The 23,054-nt window shown below is 64.6% G+C and carries 23 protein-coding genes; 19 read left to right on the top strand and 4 right to left on the bottom strand.

The annotated features are described in order from the left end of the window. Window positions 1-190 precede the first annotated feature (190 nt). The 4 genes from P0X85_RS06300 (at window position 191) to P0X85_RS06285 (ending at window position 4,401) form a co-directional block, all read left to right on the top strand. Window positions 191-2,347 (top strand): malate synthase G, encoded by a 2,157-nt coding sequence (locus tag P0X85_RS06300; protein ID WP_275810208.1) that lies wholly within the window; start codon window positions 191-193, stop codon window positions 2,345-2,347. Beyond that, entirely contained in the window at window positions 2,347-2,772 is a 426-nt protein-coding gene (locus P0X85_RS06295; protein ID WP_275810205.1) for a GlcG/HbpS family heme-binding protein, read from the top strand. Before P0X85_RS06300 ends, P0X85_RS06295 begins: the two co-directional genes overlap by 1 nt. Before the next feature lie 169 nt (window positions 2,773-2,941). Next, entirely contained in the window at window positions 2,942-3,718 is a 777-nt protein-coding gene (locus tag P0X85_RS06290) for a gamma-glutamyl-gamma-aminobutyrate hydrolase family protein (RefSeq protein ID WP_275810202.1), read from the top strand. Further along, window positions 3,715-4,401, top strand: coding sequence for a D-lyxose/D-mannose family sugar isomerase (locus P0X85_RS06285; protein ID WP_275810199.1), 687 nt, complete (start codon window positions 3,715-3,717; stop codon window positions 4,399-4,401). Before P0X85_RS06290 ends, P0X85_RS06285 begins: the two co-directional genes overlap by 4 nt. On the opposite strand, the gene P0X85_RS06280 is transcribed toward P0X85_RS06285, so the two are convergent. From P0X85_RS06280 to glmU, 3 genes are read right to left on the bottom strand one after another with little or no spacing between them, the layout of a single operon-like run. Further along, window positions 4,402-5,253, bottom strand: a complete 852-nt coding sequence (locus P0X85_RS06280; RefSeq protein WP_338030515.1) for a DNA alkylation repair protein — start codon at window positions 5,251-5,253, stop codon at window positions 4,402-4,404. After that, complete coding sequence (gene glmS / locus P0X85_RS06275) at window positions 5,253-7,067, bottom strand: glutamine--fructose-6-phosphate transaminase (isomerizing) (RefSeq protein ID WP_275810196.1); 1,815 nt, start codon at window positions 7,065-7,067, stop codon at window positions 5,253-5,255. The genes P0X85_RS06280 and glmS overlap by 1 nt, the downstream gene beginning before the upstream one ends. Continuing rightward, window positions 7,068-8,417 (bottom strand): bifunctional UDP-N-acetylglucosamine diphosphorylase/glucosamine-1-phosphate N-acetyltransferase GlmU, encoded by a 1,350-nt coding sequence (gene glmU, locus P0X85_RS06270; RefSeq protein ID WP_275810192.1) that lies wholly within the window; start codon window positions 8,415-8,417, stop codon window positions 7,068-7,070. 107 nt (window positions 8,418-8,524) lie between these two features. On the opposite strand from glmU, the gene P0X85_RS06265 reads away from it, so the two are divergent. Beyond that, a complete protein-coding gene (locus tag P0X85_RS06265) occupies window positions 8,525-9,193 on the top strand; it encodes an HAD family hydrolase (RefSeq protein WP_275810189.1) in 669 nt (222 codons plus the stop codon). Window positions 9,194-9,350: 157 nt separating this feature from the next. On the opposite strand, the gene P0X85_RS06260 is transcribed toward P0X85_RS06265, so the two are convergent. After that, window positions 9,351-9,827: a CreA family protein gene (locus tag P0X85_RS06260; RefSeq protein ID WP_275810187.1), complete on the bottom strand. Its 477-nt coding sequence runs from the start codon at window positions 9,825-9,827 to the stop codon at window positions 9,351-9,353. Window positions 9,828-9,944: 117 nt separating this feature from the next. Here P0X85_RS06260 and P0X85_RS06255 point away from each other — a divergent pair, with 117 nt between their 5' ends. The 14 genes from P0X85_RS06255 to P0X85_RS06190 all read left to right on the top strand — a co-directional run bounded on the left by P0X85_RS06255 (window position 9,945) and on the right by P0X85_RS06190 (window position 23,048). After that, complete coding sequence (locus P0X85_RS06255; protein ID WP_275810183.1) at window positions 9,945-11,105, top strand: acyl-CoA dehydrogenase family protein; 1,161 nt, start codon at window positions 9,945-9,947, stop codon at window positions 11,103-11,105. Next, window positions 11,102-11,614: a lysozyme inhibitor LprI family protein gene (locus P0X85_RS06250; RefSeq protein ID WP_275810180.1), complete on the top strand. Its 513-nt coding sequence runs from the start codon at window positions 11,102-11,104 to the stop codon at window positions 11,612-11,614. Before P0X85_RS06255 ends, P0X85_RS06250 begins: the two co-directional genes overlap by 4 nt. A gap of 9 nt (window positions 11,615-11,623) precedes the next feature. Then, window positions 11,624-13,228, top strand: a complete 1,605-nt coding sequence (locus P0X85_RS06245; protein WP_275810177.1) for a carboxyl transferase domain-containing protein — start codon at window positions 11,624-11,626, stop codon at window positions 13,226-13,228. 124 nt (window positions 13,229-13,352) lie between these two features. Next, entirely contained in the window at window positions 13,353-15,272 is a 1,920-nt protein-coding gene (locus P0X85_RS06240) for an acetyl-CoA carboxylase biotin carboxylase subunit (protein WP_275810174.1), read from the top strand. After that, window positions 15,269-15,919, top strand: a complete 651-nt coding sequence (locus P0X85_RS06235; protein ID WP_275810171.1) for a glutathione S-transferase family protein — start codon at window positions 15,269-15,271, stop codon at window positions 15,917-15,919. Before P0X85_RS06240 ends, P0X85_RS06235 begins: the two co-directional genes overlap by 4 nt. Further along, complete coding sequence (locus P0X85_RS06230) at window positions 15,912-16,775, top strand: hydroxymethylglutaryl-CoA lyase (protein WP_275810169.1); 864 nt, start codon at window positions 15,912-15,914, stop codon at window positions 16,773-16,775. Before P0X85_RS06235 ends, P0X85_RS06230 begins: the two co-directional genes overlap by 8 nt. After that, a complete protein-coding gene (locus P0X85_RS06225) occupies window positions 16,768-17,550 on the top strand; it encodes a crotonase/enoyl-CoA hydratase family protein (RefSeq protein ID WP_275810167.1) in 783 nt (260 codons plus the stop codon). The genes P0X85_RS06230 and P0X85_RS06225 overlap by 8 nt, the downstream gene beginning before the upstream one ends. Window positions 17,551-17,807: 257 nt before the next feature. Continuing rightward, window positions 17,808-18,173 carry an NADH-quinone oxidoreductase subunit A gene (locus tag P0X85_RS06220; protein ID WP_275810165.1) on the top strand — a complete coding sequence of 122 codons (366 nt, stop codon included), beginning with the start codon at window positions 17,808-17,810 and terminating at the stop codon, window positions 18,171-18,173. Then, window positions 18,164-18,697, top strand: a complete 534-nt coding sequence (locus P0X85_RS06215) for a NuoB/complex I 20 kDa subunit family protein (protein ID WP_275810163.1) — start codon at window positions 18,164-18,166, stop codon at window positions 18,695-18,697. Before P0X85_RS06220 ends, P0X85_RS06215 begins: the two co-directional genes overlap by 10 nt. Window positions 18,698-18,707: 10 nt before the next feature. Next, the gene (locus P0X85_RS06210) at window positions 18,708-19,307 is read left to right on the top strand and encodes an NADH-quinone oxidoreductase subunit C (RefSeq protein ID WP_275810160.1); all 600 of its coding nucleotides are present in this window, start codon (window positions 18,708-18,710) and stop codon (window positions 19,305-19,307) included. Window positions 19,308-19,361: 54 nt separating this feature from the next. Then, a complete protein-coding gene (locus tag P0X85_RS06205; protein ID WP_275810157.1) occupies window positions 19,362-20,603 on the top strand; it encodes an NADH-quinone oxidoreductase subunit D in 1,242 nt (413 codons plus the stop codon). Beyond that, window positions 20,603-21,853, top strand: coding sequence for an NADH-quinone oxidoreductase subunit E (locus P0X85_RS06200; RefSeq protein WP_275810153.1), 1,251 nt, complete (start codon window positions 20,603-20,605; stop codon window positions 21,851-21,853). The genes P0X85_RS06205 and P0X85_RS06200 overlap by 1 nt, the downstream gene beginning before the upstream one ends. A 28-nt stretch (window positions 21,854-21,881) precedes the next feature. Beyond that, entirely contained in the window at window positions 21,882-22,826 is a 945-nt protein-coding gene (locus P0X85_RS06195) for a hypothetical protein (RefSeq protein WP_275810150.1), read from the top strand. 6 nt (window positions 22,827-22,832) lie between these two features. Continuing rightward, complete coding sequence (locus tag P0X85_RS06190; protein ID WP_275810146.1) at window positions 22,833-23,048, top strand: DUF5337 domain-containing protein; 216 nt, start codon at window positions 22,833-22,835, stop codon at window positions 23,046-23,048. Window positions 23,049-23,054: the final 6 nt, after the last annotated feature.

Below are 23,054 nucleotides of genomic sequence, written 5' to 3'. Positions count from 1 at the left end.
GCGGAAACCCGTTGATGCTCGCGGACGTTAGGCAGGTGCGGACGCAGGTTCAAGCGGTCCCCTAACGGCTCTGTTGGGCAAGAATTGGCATTTTTGGTAATTTTCACATACCAATTTTTCCAGTTTGTTGCGTTTTCGACTGGACAGGCGCGCGCTATACGCCAAATCTACGCCGAAATGGGAGGTGCCTATGTCGCAACGGATCGAACGCAATGGCTTGCAGGTTGCAGCCGAGCTGGTGAACTTCATCGAAACGCAGGCCTTGCCCGGCACCGGTGTCGATCCGGTGGAGTTCTGGGCGGGCTTTGCTGATCTGGTGCATGAATTCGGGCCGCGCAATCAGGCGCTCTTGGCGGAGCGCGAGGCGATTCAGGCGCGGATTGACGACTGGCATCTGCATCATCGCGGACAGGGGCATGACGCGGCAGCCTATCGCGCCTTCCTCGAAGAGATCGGCTATCTACAGCCTGAAGGCCCGGATTTCAGCATTGAGACCCCGGCGACCGACCCGGAGTTTGCGCGCGTGTGCGGCCCGCAGCTTGTGGTGCCGATCACCAATGCCCGCTATGCGCTCAACGCCGCCAATGCGCGTTGGGGGAGCCTGTATGACGCGCTTTATGGCACCGATGCGCTGGGCGATCTGCCGGAGGGAAAGGGCTACGATGCGGCGCGCGGCGCGAGGGTGATCGCGCGGGCCAAGGCGTTCCTCGATGAGGCCGCGCCGCTGGTGGCGGGGTCTTGGGCCGATGTGAGCGCGATGCGAATCGAGAATGGCGGGCTATTCGTGCAGACCTCGGAGCAGACGGGCCTGCGCGACCCTGCACAATTCGTCGGTTTTGCGGGGGGCGCCGATGCGCCGGCCGCGATTGTTTTGAAAAACAATGGCCTGCATGTCATTATTGACGTGGATGCGAGCCATGCGATCGGGGCAAGCGACCCGGCCCATATTTCCGACATTCGGCTCGAATCCGCGCTCTCTTCAATCATGGATTGCGAGGACTCGGTGGCCTGTGTCGATGCCGAGGACAAGGTTCTGGCCTATAGCAACTGGCTCGGCCTGATGAGGGGCGACCTTGCGGAAGAGGTGAGCAAAGGTGGTGAGAGCTTCACCCGTGCGCTGAACGCTGACCTTACCTTCACCGCGCCCGAGGGCGGAGAGGCCACGCTCAAGGGGCGCGCGCTGATGCTCGTGCGCAATGTGGGCCATTTGATGCGCAACCCGGCCGTCCTCGACCGTGATGGGCATCAGGTCTTTGAAGGGCTCATGGACGCGATGGTGACCACGCTCTGCGCCATGCACGATCTGCGCAAAGAGACGGGCGCGCGTAACTCGGTCACGGGCTCTGTCTATGTGGTGAAGCCGAAGATGCACGGCCCCGCCGAGGTCGCGTTCGCCTGCGAGATTTTCGACCATGTCGAGGCGGTGCTGGACCTGCCGCGCTACACCGTCAAGCTGGGTATTATGGACGAGGAGCGCCGCACCAGCGCCAACCTCAAGGAGTGCATACGCGCGGCCAAAAACCGGGTGGCCTTCATCAACACCGGTTTCCTCGACCGCACCGGCGACGAAATCCACACCGCGATGGAAGCCGGGCCGATGCTGCGCAAGGGCGAGATGAAGTCGCAGCCTTGGATTCAGGCCTACGAGGATCGCAATGTCGATATCGGCCTGCGCTGCGGACTGGCTGGCAAGGCCCAGATCGGCAAGGGGATGTGGGCGATGCCCGATCGGATGGCCGATATGCTGGAGCAGAAGATCGCTCACCCGATGGCCGGTGCGAATTGCGCCTGGGTGCCATCGCCGACGGCGGCGACACTCCACGCCACGCATTATCACAAGGTCAATGTGCAGGCGCGTCAGGCCGAGATTGCGGCGATGAACCGTCCGGCGCGGCTCGATGACCTGCTGACGATCCCGCTTGCGGCGGGGCGGAACTATTCCGACGAGGAAATCACCGAAGAGATCGAGAACAACGCTCAGGGCATTCTCGGCTATGTCGTGCGCTGGGTCGATCAGGGGGTTGGCTGCTCCAAGGTGCCGGACATCCACGATGTCGGTCTGATGGAAGACCGCGCGACCTGCCGGATCAGTTCTCAGGCGCTGGCGAACTGGTTGCATCACGGCGTGGTCAGCGAAGGCCGCGTGATGGAGGCGCTGCGCAAGATGGCCGTGGTCGTGGATCGACAGAATGCAGGCGATGCGGCCTACAAGCCGATGGCTCCGGGCTATGACGGGCTCGCCTTCCAGGCGGCCTGTGATCTGGTGTTCCTTGGGCGGGTTCAACCCTCGGGCTACACCGAGCCGGTGCTGCATCAGCGCCGTTTGCAAGTGAAGGGGGAGAAGTGATGGCTTTCACACTCGACGAAGCACAGCGGATCGTCTCGATCGCACTCAACCACGGGCGTGATGCCGGGTGGAACCCGCTCTCGGCTGTGGTGCTGGACGCGGGCGGGCATCCGATCGCCTTTGCGCGATCGGATGGTGCAAGCCCCGGGCGCTATGCGATTGCCGAGGCCAAGGCTTACGGCGCGATCATGCTTGGCATGGGCGGGCGCGCGCAGATGGCGCGGGCGGAAGCGCAGGCCTATTTCATGGGCACGGTGAACGGGGTCTTCGGCGGCAAGGTGCTGCCGGTTCCGGGTGGCGTTCTGGTGCGTGATCTTGACGGTGCGGTGATCGGTGCGGTCGGCGTGACGGGCGACAGCTCGGACAATGATGCGGAGGCCGCTTGCGCTGGGATCACGGCTGTCGGCTACACCCCCGAGCCGTAAGCCAAAAAGAGTTGCGCGGAGGAGGCGCTGCCCCCTCTGGCGCTTTGCGCCATTCACCCCCGGGATATTTGACGCGATTGGACGCGCAGGCGTGCACAGGGCCTTGCGCATTTGCGGGGCTTTTCAACGGGGGGTGCGCTGGCCTAGGCTTCGCTCAAAAGGAGCGCGCATGACCAGACCCATCGTCGGCATTATCGGAAACCGTGGCCTCGTGAATGACCGCTACCCGGTTCACGAGGGCGGGCAGTTGAACTCGGAAGCGGTCAGTAAGGTGGCCGATTGCATTCCGCTGCTGATCCCGGCCGACCCTGACTTCGTGTCGGTTGAGGAGCTGATGGAGGTCTGCGACGGGTTCATGCTGACCGGTGGGCGGCCGAATGTGCACCCGTCCGAATATGGCGAGGTCGAGACCGACAAGCATGGGACCTTTGACCGGGCACGGGATGCCATCACGCTGCCGCTGGTCCGGGCCTGTGTCGCGCGCGGCCAGCCGTTTCTCGGGATTTGTCGGGGCTTTCAGGAGGTCAATGTCGCGATGGGCGGCACGCTGCATCCCGAAATCCGCGAATTGCCGGGCCGGATGAACCACCGGATGCCGCCCGAAGGCACGCTTGAAGAGGCGTTCTCGCGGATGCACAAGGTCCATCTGGAGCCGAACGGGCGGTTTTCTCGGTTGTTTGGTTCGGACGTGGTCGAAACCAACACGCTGCACGGGCAGGGGATTTGTCGCCCCGGCGAACGGATCGTGATCGAAGGGCGGGCCGAGGATGGCACACCCGAGGCGCTCTATGTGCGTGACGCACCGGGCTTTACGCTTTCGGTGCAGTGGCACCCTGAGTGGCGCGCCGAGGATGACCCGGTCTCGCGCCCGCTCTTCGAGGCGTTCGGGAAGGCCGTGCGCGATTGGGCGCTGCACAAGCGCGGCGCGGTGCGGGTGGCTTCGTGAAACGATCCCGCGTCAATGCGATCATGGCCGAAGCGGAGGAGATGATCGCGCGGTTCGGCTTTGTATTGCCGCCGTTCGCGTGGTGGGACCTCGCGCAATTTCGAGCTAACCTGCCTGCGGCGCAGCGGCTGATCGACGCCCGGATGGGCTGGGACATCACCGATTACGGGCAGGGCGATTTCGAGCGGCTGGGGCTGTTCCTGTTCACGTTGCGCAATGGCGAGCTGTCGGATCTACAGGCGGGCGGCGGGATGGCCTATGCCGAGAAGCTGCTGATCTCGCGGCGCGATCAGATCAGTCCGATGCACACCCATGTCCTCAAGGCCGAGGATATCATCAATCGCGGCGGCGCGGGGCTGGCGATCGAGCTTTACGGCTCGGACCCGGAGGGGCGGTTTGACCCGGAAGCGGGTGGGCGCGTCATGTGCGACGGGATCGCCCGCGATTTCCACCCCGGCGAGGTGATCGTTCTGCGACCCGGCGAGAGTGTGACACTGCGCCCCGGCGATTGGCATGCGTTCTGGGGCGAGGGCGGGGATGTGTTGATCGGCGAGGTCTCGACCGTCAATGACGACCTGACCGACAACATCTTTCGCGATCCGATCGGACGTTTCGCCGAGATCGAGGAAGACGAGCCGCCGCGTCATCTTCTGGTCAGCGACTACGACAGGTTTCTTGCCTGATTACAGGTATTTGCTCGCCTCTTTGCGGGCAAAGGCCTTGAGCCCTTCGCCATGCGTCGCCAGCCAATCTCGCACCCGGTCCGGGTCGTGGCGCGAGAGGTCGCGCAGCCACCATGCGATGGCCTTTTGGATGAACCAGTCACGATCCGGCACCAGTTCTGCGGCCCAGCCGAGCACCCGCTCGCGCTCGGCGATCTCGTCGGGCTTGGGGTTGCGCAGCTTTGTCCAGGGCAGCGTGATGACAAGCGCGGCGCGGCGGGTCCACATGTGTTCGGAGCGCGTCCACGCCTCGACCTGATCGAGCCGAGCGGGGTCTGCTTGCACGCGTTTCGAGCCTGCCTTGCACGCGTGATCCGCAATCGCCCAAGCGTCGAACTGCGGCACCCAAGACGCGATCAGCTCCCAAGCGGCCTCATCCGGGCGTAGCCGCGCTTGCGTCAGCAGTTTCGCCGCCGCGATGCGGGCTTCGTGGATGTCGCTATCCCAGAGCCCGCGGGCGAGATCCACGCGACCGGGCACGTCCAGCCGCTCGCGCCACATCTCGACCATGTCGTCGATTCCCGCCATCGCGATGCCCAGATAGCGCCGTTCCGCCTTGTGATAGGCCGCCATTTCTGCGGCCTTCTCGGGGTCTTCCCACGCCTCGAGTGCATAAAGCGCATCCTCAAGCGTCGGCGGCGGGCCCAGATCCTCGGCTACCGTTTCGAACTCGTGGTAGCTCTCGTAATCGGCGTTCGAAGCCGCATAGGCCTCAACCTCGGCGTGAAGCCGCGCCTCCTCCTCGGGCGGAAGGGGGGCGTGATCCTCAGGTCTGACTAGCGCGATCCGCTTCTTGCCGCGTTTGCGCGCCATTATTCGACCGTCACCGACTTCGCGAGATTGCGCGGCTGGTCCACATCCGTGCCCTTCGCGACGGCGGTGTAATAGGCCAGAAGCTGGGCGGGCAGGGCATAGAGGATCGGCGCGAAAGGCTCGGCCACTTCAGGCATCTTGAGCGTGGCCCACGTGCCTTCACTCGCTTCGCGCAGCCCGCGTGCATCGGACACCAGAAGCACCTTGCCGTGCCGCGCCATGACCTCTTGCATGTTCGACACGGTCTTGTCGAAAAGCCGGTCATGCGGCGCGAAGACAATCACCGGAACGGTGCGTTCGATGAGCGCGATCGGCCCGTGCTTCAGTTCGCCTGACGCATAACCTTCGGCGTGTATGTAGCTGATTTCCTTGAGCTTCAGCGCGCCTTCCATCGCCAGAGGATAGAGCGGCCCGCGCCCGAGGAAGAGGATATCCTGCGCCTCGGCCAGCTTCTCGGCGAGGCCCGCGATCTCGTCCGCGGTGCCAAGCGCGGTGTTCATCAGGCCGGGCAATGCGCGCAGCCCTTCAAGATGGGCCGCAAGCTGCGTCTCGGTAATATGGCCCCGGTCGACGCCCGCTTTCAGCGCCAGAACCGCAAGGCTCAGAAGCTGGCAGGTGAAGGCCTTCGTCGAGGCCACGCCCACTTCGACCCCGGCATGGATCGGCAGGGCCAGATCGGCCTCGCGCGCCATGGAAGACGTCGGGACGTTGACCACGGCCAGCGTCTTTTCGACCTTCTCGTTGCAGTAACGCAGCGCGGCCAGCGTATCTGCGGTCTCGCCAGACTGGCTGACGAAAATCGCCCAGCTTTTCGCGGGCATCGGCGGCTCGCGGTAGCGGAATTCCGAGGCCACGTCGATTTCGCAGGGCAGTCGCGCAAGGTTCTCGAACCAGTATTTCGCCACGGCGCAGGCGTAATAGGCGGTGCCACAGGCGACCAGCGTCAGCCGGTCCAGCCCGGCAAAGTCGATCCCCTCGGGCAGGTCCAGCCCGTCTTTCTTGACGTAATGGTTGATCGCATCGCCCAGAACGGCGGGCTGCTCGGCGATCTCCTTGGCCATGAAATGCTTGAAGCCCGCCTTCTCGACCTGCACTGCGCCCGCGTCGATGACCTGACGGTCACGGTTCGCACGCCGCCCGGCCTCGTCGAAAATCTCGACGCCCGCACGGGTGACAAAGGCGAAGTCGCCCTCTTCGAGATAGGTGATCTCGCAAGTCATCGGTGCCAGAGCGATGGCGTCCGAGCCGACAAACATCTCGCCGTCACCATGGCCGATGGCCAGGGGGCTGCCCTTACGGGCGGCGATCATCAGGTCACCTTCCCCCTCGAAGAGCCACAGAAGGGCAAACGCGCCCTCAAGCTGCTTGAGTGTCGCAACCGCCGCCTCGCGCGGGGGCAGGCCGCGATCCATATGAAGCCGCGTCAACAGCGCCACGGTCTCGGTGTCGGTCTCGGTCTCTGGATGGATGCCCGCCTCGGCCAGTTCGGCCCGCAATTCGCGGAAATTCTCGATGATGCCGTTATGCACCACCGCCACCGGTCCCGAGCGATGCGGATGCGCATTGGTCTCGGTCGCCGCGCCATGCGTCGCCCAGCGGGTATGGCCGATCCCCGATTTGCCCGCGAGCGGGTTGTGGACCAGCAGGTCCGACAGGTTCACCAGCTTGCCGACCGCGCGCCGACGGTCCAGCCGACCCTCGTTGATCGTCGCGATCCCCGCCGAGTCATAGCCGCGATATTCCAGCCGCTTGAGGCTCTCGACCAAGAGCGGCGCAACTTCATGCGTTCCGAGGACGCCAATAATTCCGCACATTTAAGAGCCTTTCTTCATGCGCTTGGCCTTTTCGGCGCGCAAACGTTCAAAGAGCTTCACCGCAAGGCCGGGCTTCACCACCTGCTTCGTTCGCTCTATGGCGACTGCGCCCGAGGGCACATCCTCGGTAATCACCGAACCCGAGCCGGTCAGCGCATTGTCGCCTATGGTCACAGGGGCCACCAGCATGGTGTCCGAGCCAATGAAGGCATTCGCGCCGATCACCGTGCGGTGCTTCATCACGCCGTCATAGTTGCAGGTCACCGTGCCCGCGCCAATATTCGTGCCCTCGCCGATCTCGGCATCGCCCAGATAGGTCAGGTGACCGACTTTGACGCCTTCGCCAAGGATCGCGTTCTTCACCTCGACGAAATTGCCGATATGCACGTCCTCGGCCAGTTCCGCGCCGGGCCGCAGCCGGGCGAAGGGTCCGATGGTGCCGCCGCGCGAGATGTGGCAGCCGGTCAGGTGGCAAAAGGCCTCGATCCGGGCGCCGGATTCGATGGTGACACCGGGCCCAAAGACCACGTTGGGGCCGATCACCACGTCGCGCCCGATATAGGTGTCGAGCGCGAAATAGACGGTCTCGGGATCGACCATGGTCACCCCGTTCTCCATCGCCTCGGCACGCATCCGGCTCTGGAACAGCGCCTCCGCGCGGGCAAGTTCGGCGCGGGTGTTGATGCCCAGCGTCTCGGCCTCATCACAGGTCACGACCTCGGCCGAAAGCCCCTTCGCGCGGGCGGCCGCCACGATGTCGGTGAGGTAATACTCCCCGGCGGCATTGTCATTGCCCAAGCCCGCGACAAGCTCTGCCAGAAGGGCGGCATCGCAGGCGATGACGCCGGAATTACAAAGGCTTATGGCGCGTTCTTTATCCCTAGCGTCCTTGAATTCGACGATCCGCTCAAGCGCCGATCCATCTGCGATCAGTCGCCCGTAGCGGCCCGGGTCTTCGGCCTCGAAGCCAAGCACCGTCACATCCGCGCGCGCCTCTGCGAGGGCTTCAAGGGTCTCGGGGCGGATGAAGGGCGTGTCGCCGTAAAGAACGATCACCCGGCCCTCGAACCCGTCCAGCGCGGGAAGTGCCTGCGCGACCGCGTGGCCCGTGCCGAGCTGTTCCTCTTGGAGCACGGTCTGCGCGTCGGGGTCGAGCCCCGCGACAGCCTTGGTCACCTGCTCTGCGCCATGACCCGCGACCACGATCACCCGCTCCGGATCAAGCGCCCGCCCGGCGGCCAGTGCATGACCGACCAGCGGGGCCGCGCCCACCTCGTGCAACACTTTAGGAAGGTCCGAATTCATGCGGGTGCCCTGTCCCGCGGCCAAAACAATCAGCGCAATCGCCATGTGGGTGCCTTTTCTTCTGCTCGAACCCGTTTTACCCATACCATATCTGGCCGCAAGAGAGCAGAGTTCACACAATCTTTCGGGGCCGTAATATGAGCAGGAAACAGATGACGCGCACCGTGGTTTTCGATCTGGATGGCACCTTGGCGGATACCTCTGCGGATTTGATCGCGGCGGCCAATGCCTGTTTCGAGGCGCGCGGTCTTGGTGCGCTGCTTGATCCCGTGGCGGATGCGTTAATCGCGTTTCACGGCGGGCGGGCGATGTTGCGCGCGGGCTATGAGCGGATTGCGCATTCCGAGGGCGATGCGCTGATCGAGGCGGACTACCCGGCTTTATTGGATCACTACGCGCAGAACATCTGTGTTCATACCGTGCTCTATCCGGGGGCGGCGGAGGCGGTCGAGACGTTGCGCCGGGCAGGGTTTGCGACCGCCATCTGCACCAATAAACCCGAGGGACTAGCCCGAGATCTCGTGGCGCAGCTCGGCGTTGCCGATCTCTTTGGCGCTCTGATCGGTGCCGATACCCTGCCGGTGCGCAAACCCGATCCCGCCCCCTACCGCGCATCTGTCGAAGCCGTGGGCGGGCAGGTGGCGCGCTCAATCCTGATCGGCGACACCGAGACAGACCGCAAGACCGCTGCCGCCGTCGGTGTCCCAAGCGTGCTCGTCAGCTTTGGTCCCGAAGGCCGCGCCATCGAGCGGCTCGCGCCTGAGGCGCTCCTTGATCATTACGGCGATCTGCCGGGCCTCGCCGTGCGCTTGCTGGGCTGAGGGTGAGGGGGGCGCTGCCCCCCTCGGGCTTTGCCCTCCCCCCCGGGATATTTGACGCGATTGGAGGAAGGGCGGCGTCTTGCCGTTCCAATCGCGCGAAATATCCTCGGGGGTGAATGGCCGCAGGCCAGAGGGGGCAGACTGCCCCCTTTACGCGCTATTGGGCGGAAATGTCGGCCCCGTAGAGCGGCACGGTCGAGATCGACATTTTGGCCGAGCCTTCGGTCACCTCGGTCGCATGTGTCAGGTAGACAAGTGTCCGATGCGCCTCGTCGAAGATGCGGGTGACCTTGAGTTTCTTGAAGATCAGTGAGCGGCCTTCCGAGAAGACGCGCTCGCCTTTATCGCCCCGTTCGATATCGCCGATGGTGATCGGTCCCGTCTGGCGGCAGGCGATCGACGCGTTCGACGGGTCTTCGAACCAGTTGCCTTGGGTGACCCGGTCGAAGAGGGAGCGCTCGAAATAGGCGATGTGGCAGGTCACGCCCGAGACCTTCGGGTCTTCGATGGCCTCGATGATGATGTCGTTGCCGACCCAGTCCACGCCGACTTCGCCAACCTGTTCGGCAGGGACGGCGGTCGCGCCGGTGAGGCTGGCGGCCAGAGCGAGCGGGGCAAGAAAAGAGCGGTTCATGGCGACCTCCTGTTTCACGTCTCAACAGTGTGGACGCAACGTCGGTTCCACAAGACTTGACGCGACTCGATTTCGACGGCATTAAATGAACAAGTGTTCAATAAAGGGAGGGGGCCCATGTTCGGCGCATCCATGACTTTCGATCTTGGCGAAGACGTTAACGCGCTGCGCGATATGGTGCATGCCTGGGCGCAGGAGCGGGTGAAGCCGCTGGCGGCCAAGGTGGACGCCGATAACGTATTCCCGAATGAGCTTTGGGCCGAGATGGGCGAGTTGGGCCTGTTGGGCATCACCGTTTCCGAGGAATATGGCGGCGCGGGCATGGGCTATCTGGCGCATGTGATCGCTACTGAAGAGATCGCGCGGGCTTCGGCCTCGATCTCGCTCTCTTATGGCGCGCATTCCAACCTTTGCGTGAATCAGCTCAAGCTGAATGGCAATGATGCGCAGCGCGCGAAATATCTGCCCGATCTCGTATCGGGTGCCAAGGTCGGCGCGCTGGCCATGTCGGAATCGGGTGCAGGCTCGGATGTTGTCGGCATGAAGCTGCGCGCCGAGAAGAAGGACGGTTATTACGTCCTCAATGGCCATAAATACTGGATCACCAACGGGCCGGACGCCGATACGCTCGTGGTCTATGCCAAGACCGACCCGGAAGCGGGTTCGAAGGGCATCACCGCCTTTATCATCGAGAAGGATTTCAAGGGCTTCTCGACCTCTCAGCATTTCGACAAGCTCGGCATGCGGGGTTCGAACACGGCGCAGCTGTTCTTCGACAATTGCGAAGTGCCCGAGGAGAATGTGCTGGGGGCCGAGGGCAAGGGCGTGCGCGTCCTGATGTCCGGCCTCGATTATGAGCGCGTGGTGCTTTCGGGTATCGGCACGGGGATCATGGCGGCTTGCCTCGACGAGGTCGTGCCCTATTCGAAAGAGCGTCAGCAATTCGGCCAGCCGATCGGGAATTTCCAGCTCATGCAGGCGAAGATCGCCGATATGTATGTCGCGATGAACACCGCGCGCGCCTACACCTATGAGGTGGCGAAGGCGTGCGACAAGGGGCAGGTCACGCGTCAGGATGCGGCGGCGACGGTGCTTTATGCGTCCGAGCAGGCGATGGTGCAGGCGCATCAGGCGGTTCAGGCCCTTGGCGGCGCGGGCTTCCTGCAAGACAGCGTGGTCAGCCGTCTGTTCCGTGACGCCAAGCTCATGGAGATCGGTGCGGGCACGTCGGAAATCCGCCGGATGCTCATTGGCCGCGAGATCATGGAGCGCGCATGATGCGCAGGGTGGCGCTTCTGGCGGCGATGCTGGCCGGGTCCGCAGCTTGGGGGCAGGGCGACCTGCCGGTGGCGTATGACGCCTCGGTGCTTGAGGCGTGTCTCGCCGCCAAATCGGGCGACACCCGGCGCGACTGTATCGGGATTGCCGCCAATCACTGCATGCAGGCCTCGGATGCGGGCGGCTCCAATGCGGGTATGGGCTTTTGCCTTGGTGCGGAGCGCGACGATTGGGATGCGCGACTGAACGCGGCCTATCAGAACCTGCTCGAGATCGAGGAGGCGTTGGACAAGGCGATGGCCGAGGTCAGCTCGGCCCCGCAATCCGCGCCGGCGCTGCGCGAGATGCAGCGCGCCTGGATCGCGTTTCGGGATGCGGCTTGCGATTACGAAGTGACGCAATGGGGCGGCGGTTCGGGCGGCAGTCCGGCCTGGTCGGCCTGCACGATGCGGCTGACAGGCGAGCAGGCGATCGAGTTGATCGGGCGCCTTGGCGACAAGAACAGGTAGGATCGGACGATGAAACTCTCTTCCTCATTCATGGCCGGCTCCGAGGCGGCGGCGCGCAATCGCGCGGCCCATCTCGATGCGCTGGCGCAGATCCGCGAGGCCGCGGATATGGCGGCGGCGGGCGGTGGTGCGGCAGCGCTCGAGCGTCACCTGTCACGCGGCAAGATTGCCCCGCGTGAGCGCGTGGCGGGACTCCTCGATCCGGGCTCGCCGTTTCTCGAAGTCGGCGCAACGGCGGCGCATGGCATGTATGACGGCGCGGCGCCTTGTGCGGGCGTGATCGCCGGGATCGGTCGCGTGCATGGCCAGGAGGTCATGGTGGTCGCCAACGACGCCACCGTTAAAGGCGGCACCTATTACCCGATGACCGTCAAGAAACACCTGCGCGCGCAGGAGATCGCCGAGGAATGCGCACTGCCTTGCATCTATCTTGTGGATAGTGGCGGCGCAAACCTGCCCAATCAGGACGAGGTTTTCCCGGATCGCGACCATTTCGGGCGCATCTTCTATAATCAGGCGCGCATGTCCGCCAAAGGCATCCCGCAGATTGCCGTGGTGATGGGGTCCTGCACGGCGGGCGGCGCCTACGTGCCCGCCATGTCCGATGTGACGATCATTGTGCGCGAGCAGGGGACGATCTTTCTGGCGGGTCCGCCGCTGGTCAAGGCCGCGACCGGCGAGGTCGTCACCGCCGAGGACCTGGGCGGGGGCGACGTGCATACGCGGCTTTCGGGCGTGGCGGATTATCTGGCCGACAATGACGCCCATGCGCTGGCGCTGGCCCGGCGTGCCGTCAGCCACCTGAACCGGCGCAAGCCGCAATCCGTGGTCTGGGAAAGCCCCGAAGAGCCCGCCTACGACCCAGAGGAAATCCTTGGCGTCGTGCCTGCCGACCTGCGCACGCCCTATGACATCCGCGAGGTGATCGCGCGGCTGGTCGACGGCTCGCGCTTCGACGAGTTCAAACCGCGCTTCGGCGAGACCATCGTGACCGGCTTCGCCCATGTCAAAGGCTGCCCCGTGGGGATTATCGCCAATAACGGCGTGCTCTTCTCCGAGGCCGCGCAGAAGGCCGCGCATTTCATCGAGCTTTGCTCGCAGCGCGGCACGCCCCTTGTCTTCCTGCAAAACATCACCGGCTTCATGGTCGGTCGCAAATACGAGAATGAGGGCATCGCGCGCCATGGCGCCAAGATGGTGACGGCGGTGGCCACCACCAACGTGCCGAAAATCACCATGCTGGTGGGCGGCTCCTTCGGGGCGGGGAATTACGGCATGGCAGGCCGCGCCTACGGGCCGCGCTTCCTCTGGACATGGCCGAACTCGCGCATCTCGGTGATGGGCGGCGAACAGGCGGCGGGGGTGCTCGCCACGGTTCGGCGCGAGGGCATCGAGCGCAAGGGCGGCACCTGGTCACCCGAGGAGGAGGCCGAGTTCAAGCGCCCCACCATCGAGATGTTCGAACGTCAGTCGCACCCGCTCTACGCCTCGGCGCGGCTTTGGGATGACGGCATCGTCGACCCGCGCAAATCGCGCGATGTGCTGGCACTCTCGCTCTCCGCTAGCCTCTGCGCCCCGATCGAACCCACGCGCTTTGGCGTGTTCCGCATGTAAGATTTGCCTCCGGCAGGAGTATTTGGCGCTTGATGAAGGCCGCTTTCATTAAGCCGAAAATGCTCCGGGAGGCTCCGAAGGAGCGGGGGGCGAGCCCCCTGCGATCCGAGACTGGGAGAAGCCGATGTTTCGCAAGATCCTGATCGCCAACCGAGGCGAAATCGCCGCTCGCGTCATCAAGACCGCGCGCAAGCTGGGCGTGGCGACGGTCGCCGTCTATTCCGAGGCCGATGCGGGCGCGGCCCATGTCTGCCTCGCCGATGAGGCCATCGCCATCGGCGGCCCCGCGCCGAAAGACAGCTATCTGCGCGGCGATGCCATCATTCAGGCCGCGCTCGACACCGGGGCCGAGGCGATTCATCCGGGCTACGGGTTCCTCTCCGAAAACCCCGATTTCGTCGATGCGGTCGAGGCGGCGGGGCTGGTCTTCATCGGGCCATCGGCGTCTGCGATCCGCGCGATGGGGCTCAAGGACGCCGCCAAGGCGCTGATGAGCAAGGCGGGCGTGCCCGTGGTGCCGGGCTATCACGGCGACAATCAGGACCCCGAGCATCTCTCGGGGGCGGCGGACAGCATCGGCTATCCGGTGCTGATCAAGGCGGTTGCGGGCGGTGGCGGCAAGGGCATGCGTATGGTCGAGCATCCCTCCGCTTTCATGGCGGCGCTCAAGTCCGCTCAGGGCGAGGCGCAGACCGCCTTCGGCAACGCAGCCGTGCTGATCGAAAAATTCGTGGAAAAGCCGCGCCATATCGAGGTGCAGGTCTTCGGCGACGGCTCCCATGCGGTGCATCTGTTCGAGCGGGATTGCTCGCTCCAACGCCGCCACCAGAAGGTCATCGAAGAGGCCCCTGCGCCCGGCATGACCGAAGAGATGCGCGCCGCCATGGGGCAGGCCGCCGTGCGCGCCGCCGAGGCGATCGGCTACAAGGGCGCGGGCACGGTCGAATTCATCGTCGACGGCTCCGAGGGTCTGCGTCCGGATCGCTTCTGGTTCATGGAGATGAACACCCGCCTTCAGGTGGAGCATCCGGTGACCGAGGCGATCACCGGGATCGACCTTGTGGAGTGGCAACTGCGCGTGGCGAGCGGCGAGAGCCTGCCCTGCGCGCAATCGGACCTCTCGATCACCGGCCATGCGTTCGAGGCGCGCCTTTATGCCGAGGACGTGCCTGCGGGCTTCCTGCCCGCGACCGGGACGCTCTCGCATCTGCGCTTTGCGGATGGGTGCCGCGCCGATACCGGGGTGCGGGCGGGCGATACGATTAGCCCGTGGTATGATCCGATGATCGCGAAGATCATCACGCACGGCCCCACGCGCGGCGCGGCGCTCGCGCAACTGACCCGAGCGCTCGAAGAGACCGAGGTGGCGGGCACGGTGACCAACCTGAGCTTCCTCGGCGCGCTGGCCCGTCATGCAGGCTTTGCGGCGGGGGATGTCGATACCGGCCTGATCGGGCGCGAGATCGACGCGCTGACCGCCGAAGGCGCGGTGCCGCCCGCCGTCGAGGCGCTCGCCGTCATCGCGGCAGCGGGGCTGGAGAACGGGCAGGGCGCGGGCTTTAGCCTTTGGGCGCCGCTGCGCCGGCCCGTGCCGTTCGAGCCGGTGGCGGTCGTCGAGGTCGAAGCGCCGGGCCGGATCACGGTCGAGATCGAGGGGCGACGTCATCTGTGCGAACGCCGCGCCGATGGCTGGTGGGTCGATGGGGCGAAAACCGGCGCGCGCTTCCATACGGATGCTGCCGCGATCACCGTCTTCACCGATCGGGCGTGGCGCTTCGAGCGGGTCGATCCGCTGGCCAGTGCCGGGGCCGAAACCGCGACCGACCTCACCCTTGCGCCGATGCCGGGGCTGGTCAAAGCTGTCTTCGTCACCGCCGGGCAGGAGGTCGCGGCGGGCACGCCGCTGGCGATCATGGAGGCGATGAAGATGGAACATACCATGCTGGCCGCCCGCGACGGGGTCGTCGCAGAGGTGCTGGTCACCGAAGGCGCTCAGGTTGAAGCCGGGGCCGCGTTGATCCGCCTTGAGGAGGAAGAGGCATGATCCGTCTGCATCACACACCCGGCTCGCGCTCGATGCGAATCCTGTGGCTCCTGGAAGAGATGGGGCTGGACTGCGAGGTGCGAAGCTACAGCCTTACGGATGGGAGCCTCCGCGCGCCTGAATTCCTCGCGCTGAGCCCGGCCGGGCGCATCCCCGCGCTCGAAATCGACGGGCAGGTGATCTTTGAGTCGGGGGCGATCGTCGAATATCTGACCGAGGTCCAAGGCCAGCTCGCGCCCAAGCCCGGCGAAGCAGAGCGGGCGGCCTTTCTCTCGTGGGTGCATTTCGCCGAGACGCAGGCTAATATCCTTCAGGCCCTCAACATCCACCATATCTTCCTGCGGCCTGAAAGCGCGCGCTCGGCGCCCCTGATGGCGCTCGATACCAAGCGCCTGACGGTCACGATGAAGGCGCTGGAGCGGCATCTGGCGGGGCGGGATTGGCTGCTGTCGGACTTCTCGGCGGCCGATTGCATGCTGGGTTTCAATATCGACGCGATGTTCCGTTTCGTGCGCCCCGAGAGCTTCCCCGCCATCGTCGCCTATCGTGATCGGGTGAAAGCACGTCCCGCCTATCAGCGCGCGCTGGCGAAGGCCGGGGGCGATGCGATCTACACGCAGGATTTTTACGAGTTGCCCGATGCCTGAGACGGTTGAAATCTTTGAAATGGCCCCCCGCGACGGGTTGCAGAACGAAAAGCGCCTGATCCCTACCGCAGAGAAGATCGCGCTGGTGGACATGCTCAGCGCGGCGGGGTTCCGCCGGATCGAGGTCGCCTCTTTCGTAAGCCCGAAATGGGTGCCGCAGATGGCGGATTCGGCTGAGGTGCTGGGCGGCATCGCACGCAGGCCCGGCGTTCGTTACACGGCTCTCACCCCAAACATGAAGGGCTACGAGGCCGCCCGTGCCGCGCGCGCCGATGAGGTGGCGATCTTTGCTTCAGCGTCCGAGGGGTTTTCGCAGGCCAACCTGAATTGTTCGATAAGTGAAAGCCTTGCGCGGTTCGAGCCGATCATGGAGGCCGCGCGGGCCGATAATCTGCAAGTGCGCGGCTATGTCTCGATGGTGACGGATTGTCCTTTCGATGGGCCGACGCCGCCGGGCAAGGTGGCCGAGGTGGCCGCCAAGCTGCGTGAGATGGGCTGCTATGAGGTGAGCCTTGGCGACACGGTCGGGCGCGCGACGCCCGAAAGCATCACCGCAATGCTGCGCGCGGTTTGCGATGCGGTGCCCGCCGACGCGTTGGCCGGACACTATCACGACACGGGCGGTCGGGCGCTTGAGAATATCGAGGCAAGCCTCGCGCAGGGCATCCGGGTCTTTGACGCGGCGGTGGGCGGATTGGGCGGCTGTCCCTATGCGCCGGGCGCTGCGGGCAATGTGGCGACCGAGGCCGTGGCCGCGCGGCTCGCGGCGCTGGGATATGAGACCGGGCTGGACGCGGAACGTCTGGCTGCGGCGGGTGCGTTCGCGCGCAAGATCAGGGAGGGGGCGGATGGCTGACCTTATCAAGACAGAGGTGGACGCACGCGGAGTCGCGCGGCTGACGCTGGCGCGGGCCGACAAGCATAACGCGCTGAGCGCGCAGATGATGGATGAGATCACCGAGGCGATCGGGGCGCTGGGCGCCGACGCGGTCGTGCGCGTGGTGATCCTCGATGCCGAAGGCGCGAGTTTTTGCGCAGGCGGCGACCTCAAATGGATGCAGGCGCAGATCGAGGCCGATGGCGCGACCCGTGCCGCGGCGGCGCGCAAGCTTGCAGGCATGCTCAACGCGCTGAACACCTGTCCCAAGCCGGTGATCGGGCGCGTGCATGGCAATGCGTTCGGCGGCGGCATCGGGATGATGTCGGTCTGCGATGTGGCGGTCGGGGTCGAGGGCGCGACTTTCGGGCTGACGGAAACGCGGCTCGGGCTGACGCCCGCGACGATCTCGCCTTATGTGGTGGCGCGCATGGGCGAGGCGCGGGCGCGTCGGGTGTTCATGTCGTCGCGGCTGTTCGACGCCCAAGAGGCCGAACGCCTTGGCCTGCTCGCCAAAGTCGTGCAGCCGCATGAACTCGACGCGGCCATCGAGGCCGAGGTTGCGCCCTATCTGAACTGCGCCCCCGGTGCGGTGGCCGAGGCCAAGGCGCTGGTGCGGATGCTGGGGCCGCGGCTCGATTCGGATGTGATCGACGCGACCATCGGGGCCTTGGTGACGCGCTGGGAAAGCCCCGAGGCGCAAGAGGGAATCAGCGCCTTTTTCGAGAAGCGCCCCCCGTCCTGGCGGCGTTGAAACCGGCTCAGGGCCGAAAAAATATCCGGATGGGTTTGACTTCGATCAAGGCGGGGACGGGCGGAGCCTGTCCGCGCCCCCTTCGCCTTGGGTGTTGCAGGCGGTTCCGGTGTGCACTGGTATACAATTTGCGCTTTTTGCCCCCGAAACGGGCAAAATCCACCCCGCACTCGGTTGACCCGGGCCGGGCGCGGGTCTAAAGGTCGGCACAGCCGGAACCTGCGCGACATCTCGTCGCGTCATGAAGGAGCCAACCAGTGCACGACATGCTGCGTGAATACCTTCCCATCCTCATCTTCCTTGCCATGGCTGTTGCGTTGGGCCTCGTGCTCATCCTTGCAGCGGCTGTTCTCGCGGTTCGGAACCCCGATCCTGAGAAAGTCTCGGCCTATGAATGCGGTTTCAACGCGTTCGACGATGCCCGGATGAAATTCGACGTGCGTTTCTACCTCGTCTCGATCCTGTTCATCATCTTCGACCTCGAAGTGGCGTTCCTGTTCCCCTGGGCCGTGGCCTTCGGGGATCTGAGCATGACCGCCTTCTGGTCCATGATGGTGTTCTTGGGCGTGCTGACCGTAGGCTTTGCCTATGAATGGAAGAAAGGGGCGCTGGAATGGGCGTGATGACCGGGCAAAATACCGCCGCGGCCGATATGGAAGTGGCGACGCAGGCGCTCAACCGTGATCTGCAGGACAAGGGGTTCATCCTGACCTCCGCCGAAGACATCATCAACTGGGCGCGCAATGGCTCGCTGCACTGGATGACCTTCGGTCTCGCCTGCTGCGCGGTGGAGATGATGCACACCGCAATGCCGCGCTACGACGTGGAGCGCTACGGCTTCGCGCCGCGCGCCTCGCCCCGTCAGTCGGACGTGATGATCGTCGCCGGCACGCTGACCAACAAGATGGCGCCCGCGCTGCGCAAGGTCTACGACCAGATGCCCGAGCCGCGCTACGTGATCTCGATGGGGTCCTGCGCCAATGGCGGCGGCTACTATCACTACAGCTACTCGGTGGTGCGCGGCTGCGACCGGATCGTTCCGGTCGATATCTACGTTCCCGGCTGCCCGCCTTCGGCCGAGGCGCTGATGTATGGCATCTTGCAGTTGCAGCGGAAGATCCGCCGCACCGGCACGCTGGTGCGCTGAGGAGGGGATCATGAGCCAAGACCTGCAAGAGCTTGCCGCCCATATCGAACTGAAACGTGGCGCCGATGTCGTCTCGACCGAGATCGCCTATGGCGAACTGAACGTGACCGTCACCGCCTCCTCGATCGTGGATTTCGTCGAATTCCTGCGCGAGGATGCGAATTGCCGTTTCTCGACGCTGGTCGATATCACCGCCGTCGACTACCCGAGCCGTCCCGCGCGCTTTGATGTCGTCTGGCACTTCCTGTCGATGTATCGCAACCAGCGCATCCGCGTGAAGGCCGCGATCCGCGAGGAAGAGATGGTGCCCTCGATCGTCGACGTGCACCCCTCGGCCAACTGGTTCGAGCGCGAGATTTTCGACATGTTCGGGATCCTGTTTTCGGGCCACCCGGACCTGCGCCGCATCCTGACCGATTACGGCTTCCGCGGCCACCCGCTGCGCAAGGACTTCCCGACCACCGGCTATGTCGAGCTGCGCTACGACGAGGCCGAGAAGCGCGTGGTCTACGAGCCGGTGAAGCTGACGCAGGAATATCGGCAATTCGACTTCCTGAGCCCCTGGGAGGGCGCGGAATATATTCTTCCCGGCGACGAAAAGCAGGGCTGAGCCAGTGTCGGGACCGAGAGGCCCCGGCAGCATCGGCAACACAGAGGTACGACCATGGACGGCGATATCCGGCAAAACACCTACGATGACGGCTCCAAAGACGTTCTGACGGGTGAGCAGCAGATCCGGAACTTCAACATCAACTTCGGGCCTCAGCACCCGGCGGCACACGGCGTGCTGCGGATGGTGCTCGAACTCGACGGTGAGATCGTGGAGCGCGCGGACCCGCATATCGGGCTGTTGCACCGCGGCACCGAGAAGCTGATGGAGAGCCGCACCTATCTCCAGAACCTGCCCTATTTCGACCGCCTCGACTATGTGGCGCCGATGAACCAGGAGCATGCCTGGTGTCTCGCCATCGAGAAGCTGACCGGCACCGAAGTGCCGCGTCGCGGCAGCCTGATCCGCGTGCTCTACTCGGAGATCGGCCGCATCCTGAACCACCTGCTGAACGTGACCACGCAGGCCATGGACGTGGGCGCGCTGACGCCGCCGCTCTGGGGCTTCGAAGAGCGCGAGAAGCTGATGGTGTTCTACGAGCGTGCCTGTGGTGCGCGCCTGCACGCCAACTATTTCCGTCCGGGCGGCGTCCATCAGGACCTGCCCTCGAAGCTGATCGACGATATCGAGACGTGGGCGAACGAATTCCCCCTCGTGCTCGACGATATCGAAGGGCTGCTGACCGAGAACCGCATCTTCAAGATGCGCAACGCCGAGATCGGCATCATCACCGAGAAAGAGATCCTCGACTGGGGCTACTCGGGTGTGATGGTGCGCGGTTCGGGCTTTGCATGGGACCTGCGCCGCGCGCAGCCCTACGAATGCTACGACGAGTTCGAGTTCCAGATCCCGATCGGCAAGAATGGCGACTGCTACGACCGCTACCTCTGCCGTATGGCCGAGATGCGCGAGAGCGTGAAGATCATCCATCAGGCGATCGCCAAGCTGCGCGCGCCTGAGGGGCAGGGCGACGTGCTGGCACGGGGCAAGATGACGCCTCCGAAGCGCGGCGACATGAAGACCTCGATGGAAGCGCTGATCCACCATTTCAAACTCTACACCGAGGGTTTCCACGTCCCGGCGGGCGAAGCCTACGCCGCCGTCGAGGCCCCCAAGGGCGAATTCGGCGTCTATCTGGTTTCGGATGGCACCAACAAACCCTACCGCGCCAAGATCCGTGCGCCGGGCTACCTGCACCTGCAATCCATGGATCACGTCGCCAAGGGCCACCAACTCGCGGATGTGTCCGCAATTATCGGCACGATGGATGTCGTGTTCGGGGAGATTGACCGCTAATGCTTCGCCGTCTTCATCACGAGCAACCCGAAAGCTTTGCATTCACGCCCGCGAACCTTGAATGGGCGCAGACGCAGATCGCGAAATTCCCCGTCGGGCGTCAGGCCTCGGCGATCATTCCGCTGCTGTTCCGCGCGCAAGAGCAAGAAGGCTGGCTCAGCCGTCCGGCCATCGAATATGTCGCCGACATGTTGGATATGCCCTATATCCGCGCGCTCGAAGTGGCGACCTTCTACTTCATGTTCCAGCTCGCCCCGGTGGGCTCGGTCGCGCATATCCAGATTTGCGGCACCACGTCGTGCATGATCTGCGGCGCCGAGGACCTGATGAAGGTCTGCAAGGAAAAGATCGCGGCGCATCCGTTCGAGCTGTCGGCGGATGGCAAGTTCTCGTGGGAAGAGGTCGAATGCCTCGGCGCCTGCGCGAACGCACCTATGGCGCAGATCGGCAAGGATTACTTCGAAGACCTCACCGAAGAGAGCCTCGCCAAGCTGATCGACGACATGGCCGCGGGCAAGACGCCCAAGGCGGGCTCGCAGATCGGTCGCTTCTCGTCGGAACCGAAGGATGGGTTGACCTCGCTCACCGAAACGGCGGGCGACAAGGAAGACTATAACGGTTCTGTCGCGCTGGCGGTGTCGGTTGGCGACTCGATCAAACGGATCGACGGGACCGAAGTGCCGCTGCATGCTCCTTGGGCCGCGAACCAGTTCGCGCCGATCGGCATCATGGGCGCGGATCGCCCGAAATCGGCTGTGCAACAAGCTGCCGCTGCCAAGGCCGCGACCAAGGCGGAGCCGAAACCCTCGGCCAAGAAGCCCATCGACAAGACCGGCGTGACCAAGCAGGAAGCGACCGCGACCGCCAAGGGCAAACCGGCCGAAACCAAGAACTCGAAGGGCGGCACGGCGAAGGCCGATGCGGGCCAGACCGTGGCTGCCGAGGGTGGGGTCAAGGGCACCAAGCCCGCCACGCTCAGCGCGGCACGCGGCGGCAAGGCCGACGACCTCAAGATGATCAAGGGCGTTGGCCCGAAACTCGAGGCGCTGCTGCACTCGCTGGGCTTCTTCCATTTCGATCAGGTGGCTGCATGGTCGCAGGCGGAACTCGACTGGGTCGATGACAATCTCGAAGGCTTCAAGGGCCGCGCGAGCCGCGACAATTGGGTCTCGCAAGCCGCGAAACTGGCTGCAGGCGAAGAGACGGAATTCTCGTCCCGCGCCAAGAAGGACGACATCTATAAAAAGTAACGATTGAACCAAGGGATAGGAGAGGAACATGGCGGGACAAGACACTGGATGCCGGGGCAAGGCCTGGCTGGGCGGCGCGGCCTTGGGGCTGCTCGTTGCGGCATTCCTGCTGCTGGTGAGCCATCAGTCCTTCCTCGCTGCGCTGTTCCTCGGGCTGATGGCCTGTCTCCTGTTCGGCGGTTTCCTCGTTTGGGCGTTCTGCACCGGGAGCGATATTGCGCATGCACCGGCCCGTGTCGCGGCCATGCCGACCCCGGCCTCCGCTCCGGCGGCCCCGGCTCCGGTTCAAGCTGAAGCACCGAAAACCGCGGCGCCCGCGCCGAGCGCCAATGCGACCGCAAGCGTCGCAGGCTCGGTGAAACCCGCCGCGACGACCGCAGGGGCCGCACCGGATAGCGCCAAGCCGACCGGTCTCGCCTCGGGCGCGCCCGCGACCAAGGCTGCCGCGACCGAGGCTCCGGCTGCCGTGGCCTCGGGTGGTGCCGCTGTAAGCCCGGCGCCCGCCCAAGGCTTTGCGGATATTCCGGCCGCCAAGGCCGAGGCGAAGCCCGCAGCGAAAAAGCCCGCCGCCAAAAAGGCGCCCGCCGCGAAGAAAGCTGCTGCGAAACCGGCGGCCAAGGCTGCGGAACCCAAAGCTAAGGCGACCCCGAAAGCCCCGAGCGACGCCGATGTCGCGGCTGCGGGCGAAGGCAAGAAACCGCGTGGCCTTAAGGCGCCGCGCAAGGCCGGGGCCGACGATCTCAAGGTGATCGAAGGCATCGGGCCGAAGCTCGAAGACGTTCTGAACGGCTGGGGCGTGTTCCATTACGACCAGATCGCGAAATGGGGCGCCGCCGAGGTGGCGTTTGCCGATGCGAATGTGCCGCGCTTCAAGGGCCGCTGCTCGCGCGACAAATGGGTCTCGCAGGCGATTATCATCTGCGAGGAGGGCATGGATGTCTTCCTCGAGAAGGCAAAAACGAACGACTATTGAGGGTGAATGTCGGAGCAATCGAAAGCGAATAAGCGAGACGGGCGGCTGGCCGCCATTGTGATCGCGCTGACGACGGTGCTCTGGCTGGGCCTGCAATGGGTCGGAAAGCAAACGGGTCTGGAACCGCGCTACGCGGTTCTGGGCGATCTGGCGGCCTTGGCCGCGTATATCTTCGCGCTGGCTCAGGTCTGGCGCATCTGGCGCCGGGGCTCCGGCACATGAGGGAAC

The organism is Pseudothioclava nitratireducens (assembly GCF_029210495.1).
GTDB lineage: Bacteria > Pseudomonadota > Alphaproteobacteria > Rhodobacterales > Rhodobacteraceae > Pseudothioclava > Pseudothioclava nitratireducens.
The sequence above is the reverse complement of the archived record's forward strand: the minus strand, read 5'-3'. Positions and strand labels throughout refer to the sequence as shown.

What these genes read in the sequence shown, in the direction of transcription:
- P0X85_RS06290 (WP_275810202.1), top strand. Translation starts at nt 2,942, where the DNA reads ATGACCAGACCCATCGTCGGCATTATCGGAAACCGTGGCCTCGTGAAT.
- P0X85_RS06295 (WP_275810205.1), top strand. Translation starts at nt 2,347, where the DNA reads ATGGCTTTCACACTCGACGAAGCACAGCGGATCGTCTCGATCGCACTC.
- glmU (WP_275810192.1), bottom strand. Translation starts at nt 8,417, where the DNA reads ATGGCGATTGCGCTGATTGTTTTGGCCGCGGGACAGGGCACCCGCATG.
- P0X85_RS06265 (WP_275810189.1), top strand. Translation starts at nt 8,525, where the DNA reads ATGACGCGCACCGTGGTTTTCGATCTGGATGGCACCTTGGCGGATACC.
- P0X85_RS06200 (WP_275810153.1), top strand. Translation starts at nt 20,603, where the DNA reads ATGCTTCGCCGTCTTCATCACGAGCAACCCGAAAGCTTTGCATTCACG.
- P0X85_RS06240 (WP_275810174.1), top strand. Translation starts at nt 13,353, where the DNA reads ATGTTTCGCAAGATCCTGATCGCCAACCGAGGCGAAATCGCCGCTCGC.
- P0X85_RS06300 (WP_275810208.1), top strand. Translation starts at nt 191, where the DNA reads ATGTCGCAACGGATCGAACGCAATGGCTTGCAGGTTGCAGCCGAGCTG.
- P0X85_RS06190 (WP_275810146.1), top strand. Translation starts at nt 22,833, where the DNA reads ATGTCGGAGCAATCGAAAGCGAATAAGCGAGACGGGCGGCTGGCCGCC.
- P0X85_RS06215 (WP_275810163.1), top strand. Translation starts at nt 18,164, where the DNA reads ATGGGCGTGATGACCGGGCAAAATACCGCCGCGGCCGATATGGAAGTG.
- P0X85_RS06235 (WP_275810171.1), top strand. Translation starts at nt 15,269, where the DNA reads ATGATCCGTCTGCATCACACACCCGGCTCGCGCTCGATGCGAATCCTG.
- P0X85_RS06230 (WP_275810169.1), top strand. Translation starts at nt 15,912, where the DNA reads ATGCCTGAGACGGTTGAAATCTTTGAAATGGCCCCCCGCGACGGGTTG.
- P0X85_RS06245 (WP_275810177.1), top strand. Translation starts at nt 11,624, where the DNA reads ATGAAACTCTCTTCCTCATTCATGGCCGGCTCCGAGGCGGCGGCGCGC.
- P0X85_RS06205 (WP_275810157.1), top strand. Translation starts at nt 19,362, where the DNA reads ATGGACGGCGATATCCGGCAAAACACCTACGATGACGGCTCCAAAGAC.
- P0X85_RS06250 (WP_275810180.1), top strand. Translation starts at nt 11,102, where the DNA reads ATGATGCGCAGGGTGGCGCTTCTGGCGGCGATGCTGGCCGGGTCCGCA.
- P0X85_RS06260 (WP_275810187.1), bottom strand. Translation starts at nt 9,827, where the DNA reads ATGAACCGCTCTTTTCTTGCCCCGCTCGCTCTGGCCGCCAGCCTCACC.
- P0X85_RS06210 (WP_275810160.1), top strand. Translation starts at nt 18,708, where the DNA reads ATGAGCCAAGACCTGCAAGAGCTTGCCGCCCATATCGAACTGAAACGT.
- P0X85_RS06195 (WP_275810150.1), top strand. Translation starts at nt 21,882, where the DNA reads ATGGCGGGACAAGACACTGGATGCCGGGGCAAGGCCTGGCTGGGCGGC.
- P0X85_RS06225 (WP_275810167.1), top strand. Translation starts at nt 16,768, where the DNA reads ATGGCTGACCTTATCAAGACAGAGGTGGACGCACGCGGAGTCGCGCGG.
- glmS (WP_275810196.1), bottom strand. Translation starts at nt 7,067, where the DNA reads ATGTGCGGAATTATTGGCGTCCTCGGAACGCATGAAGTTGCGCCGCTC.
- P0X85_RS06255 (WP_275810183.1), top strand. Translation starts at nt 9,945, where the DNA reads ATGTTCGGCGCATCCATGACTTTCGATCTTGGCGAAGACGTTAACGCG.
- P0X85_RS06280 (WP_338030515.1), bottom strand. Translation starts at nt 5,253, where the DNA reads ATGGCGCGCAAACGCGGCAAGAAGCGGATCGCGCTAGTCAGACCTGAG.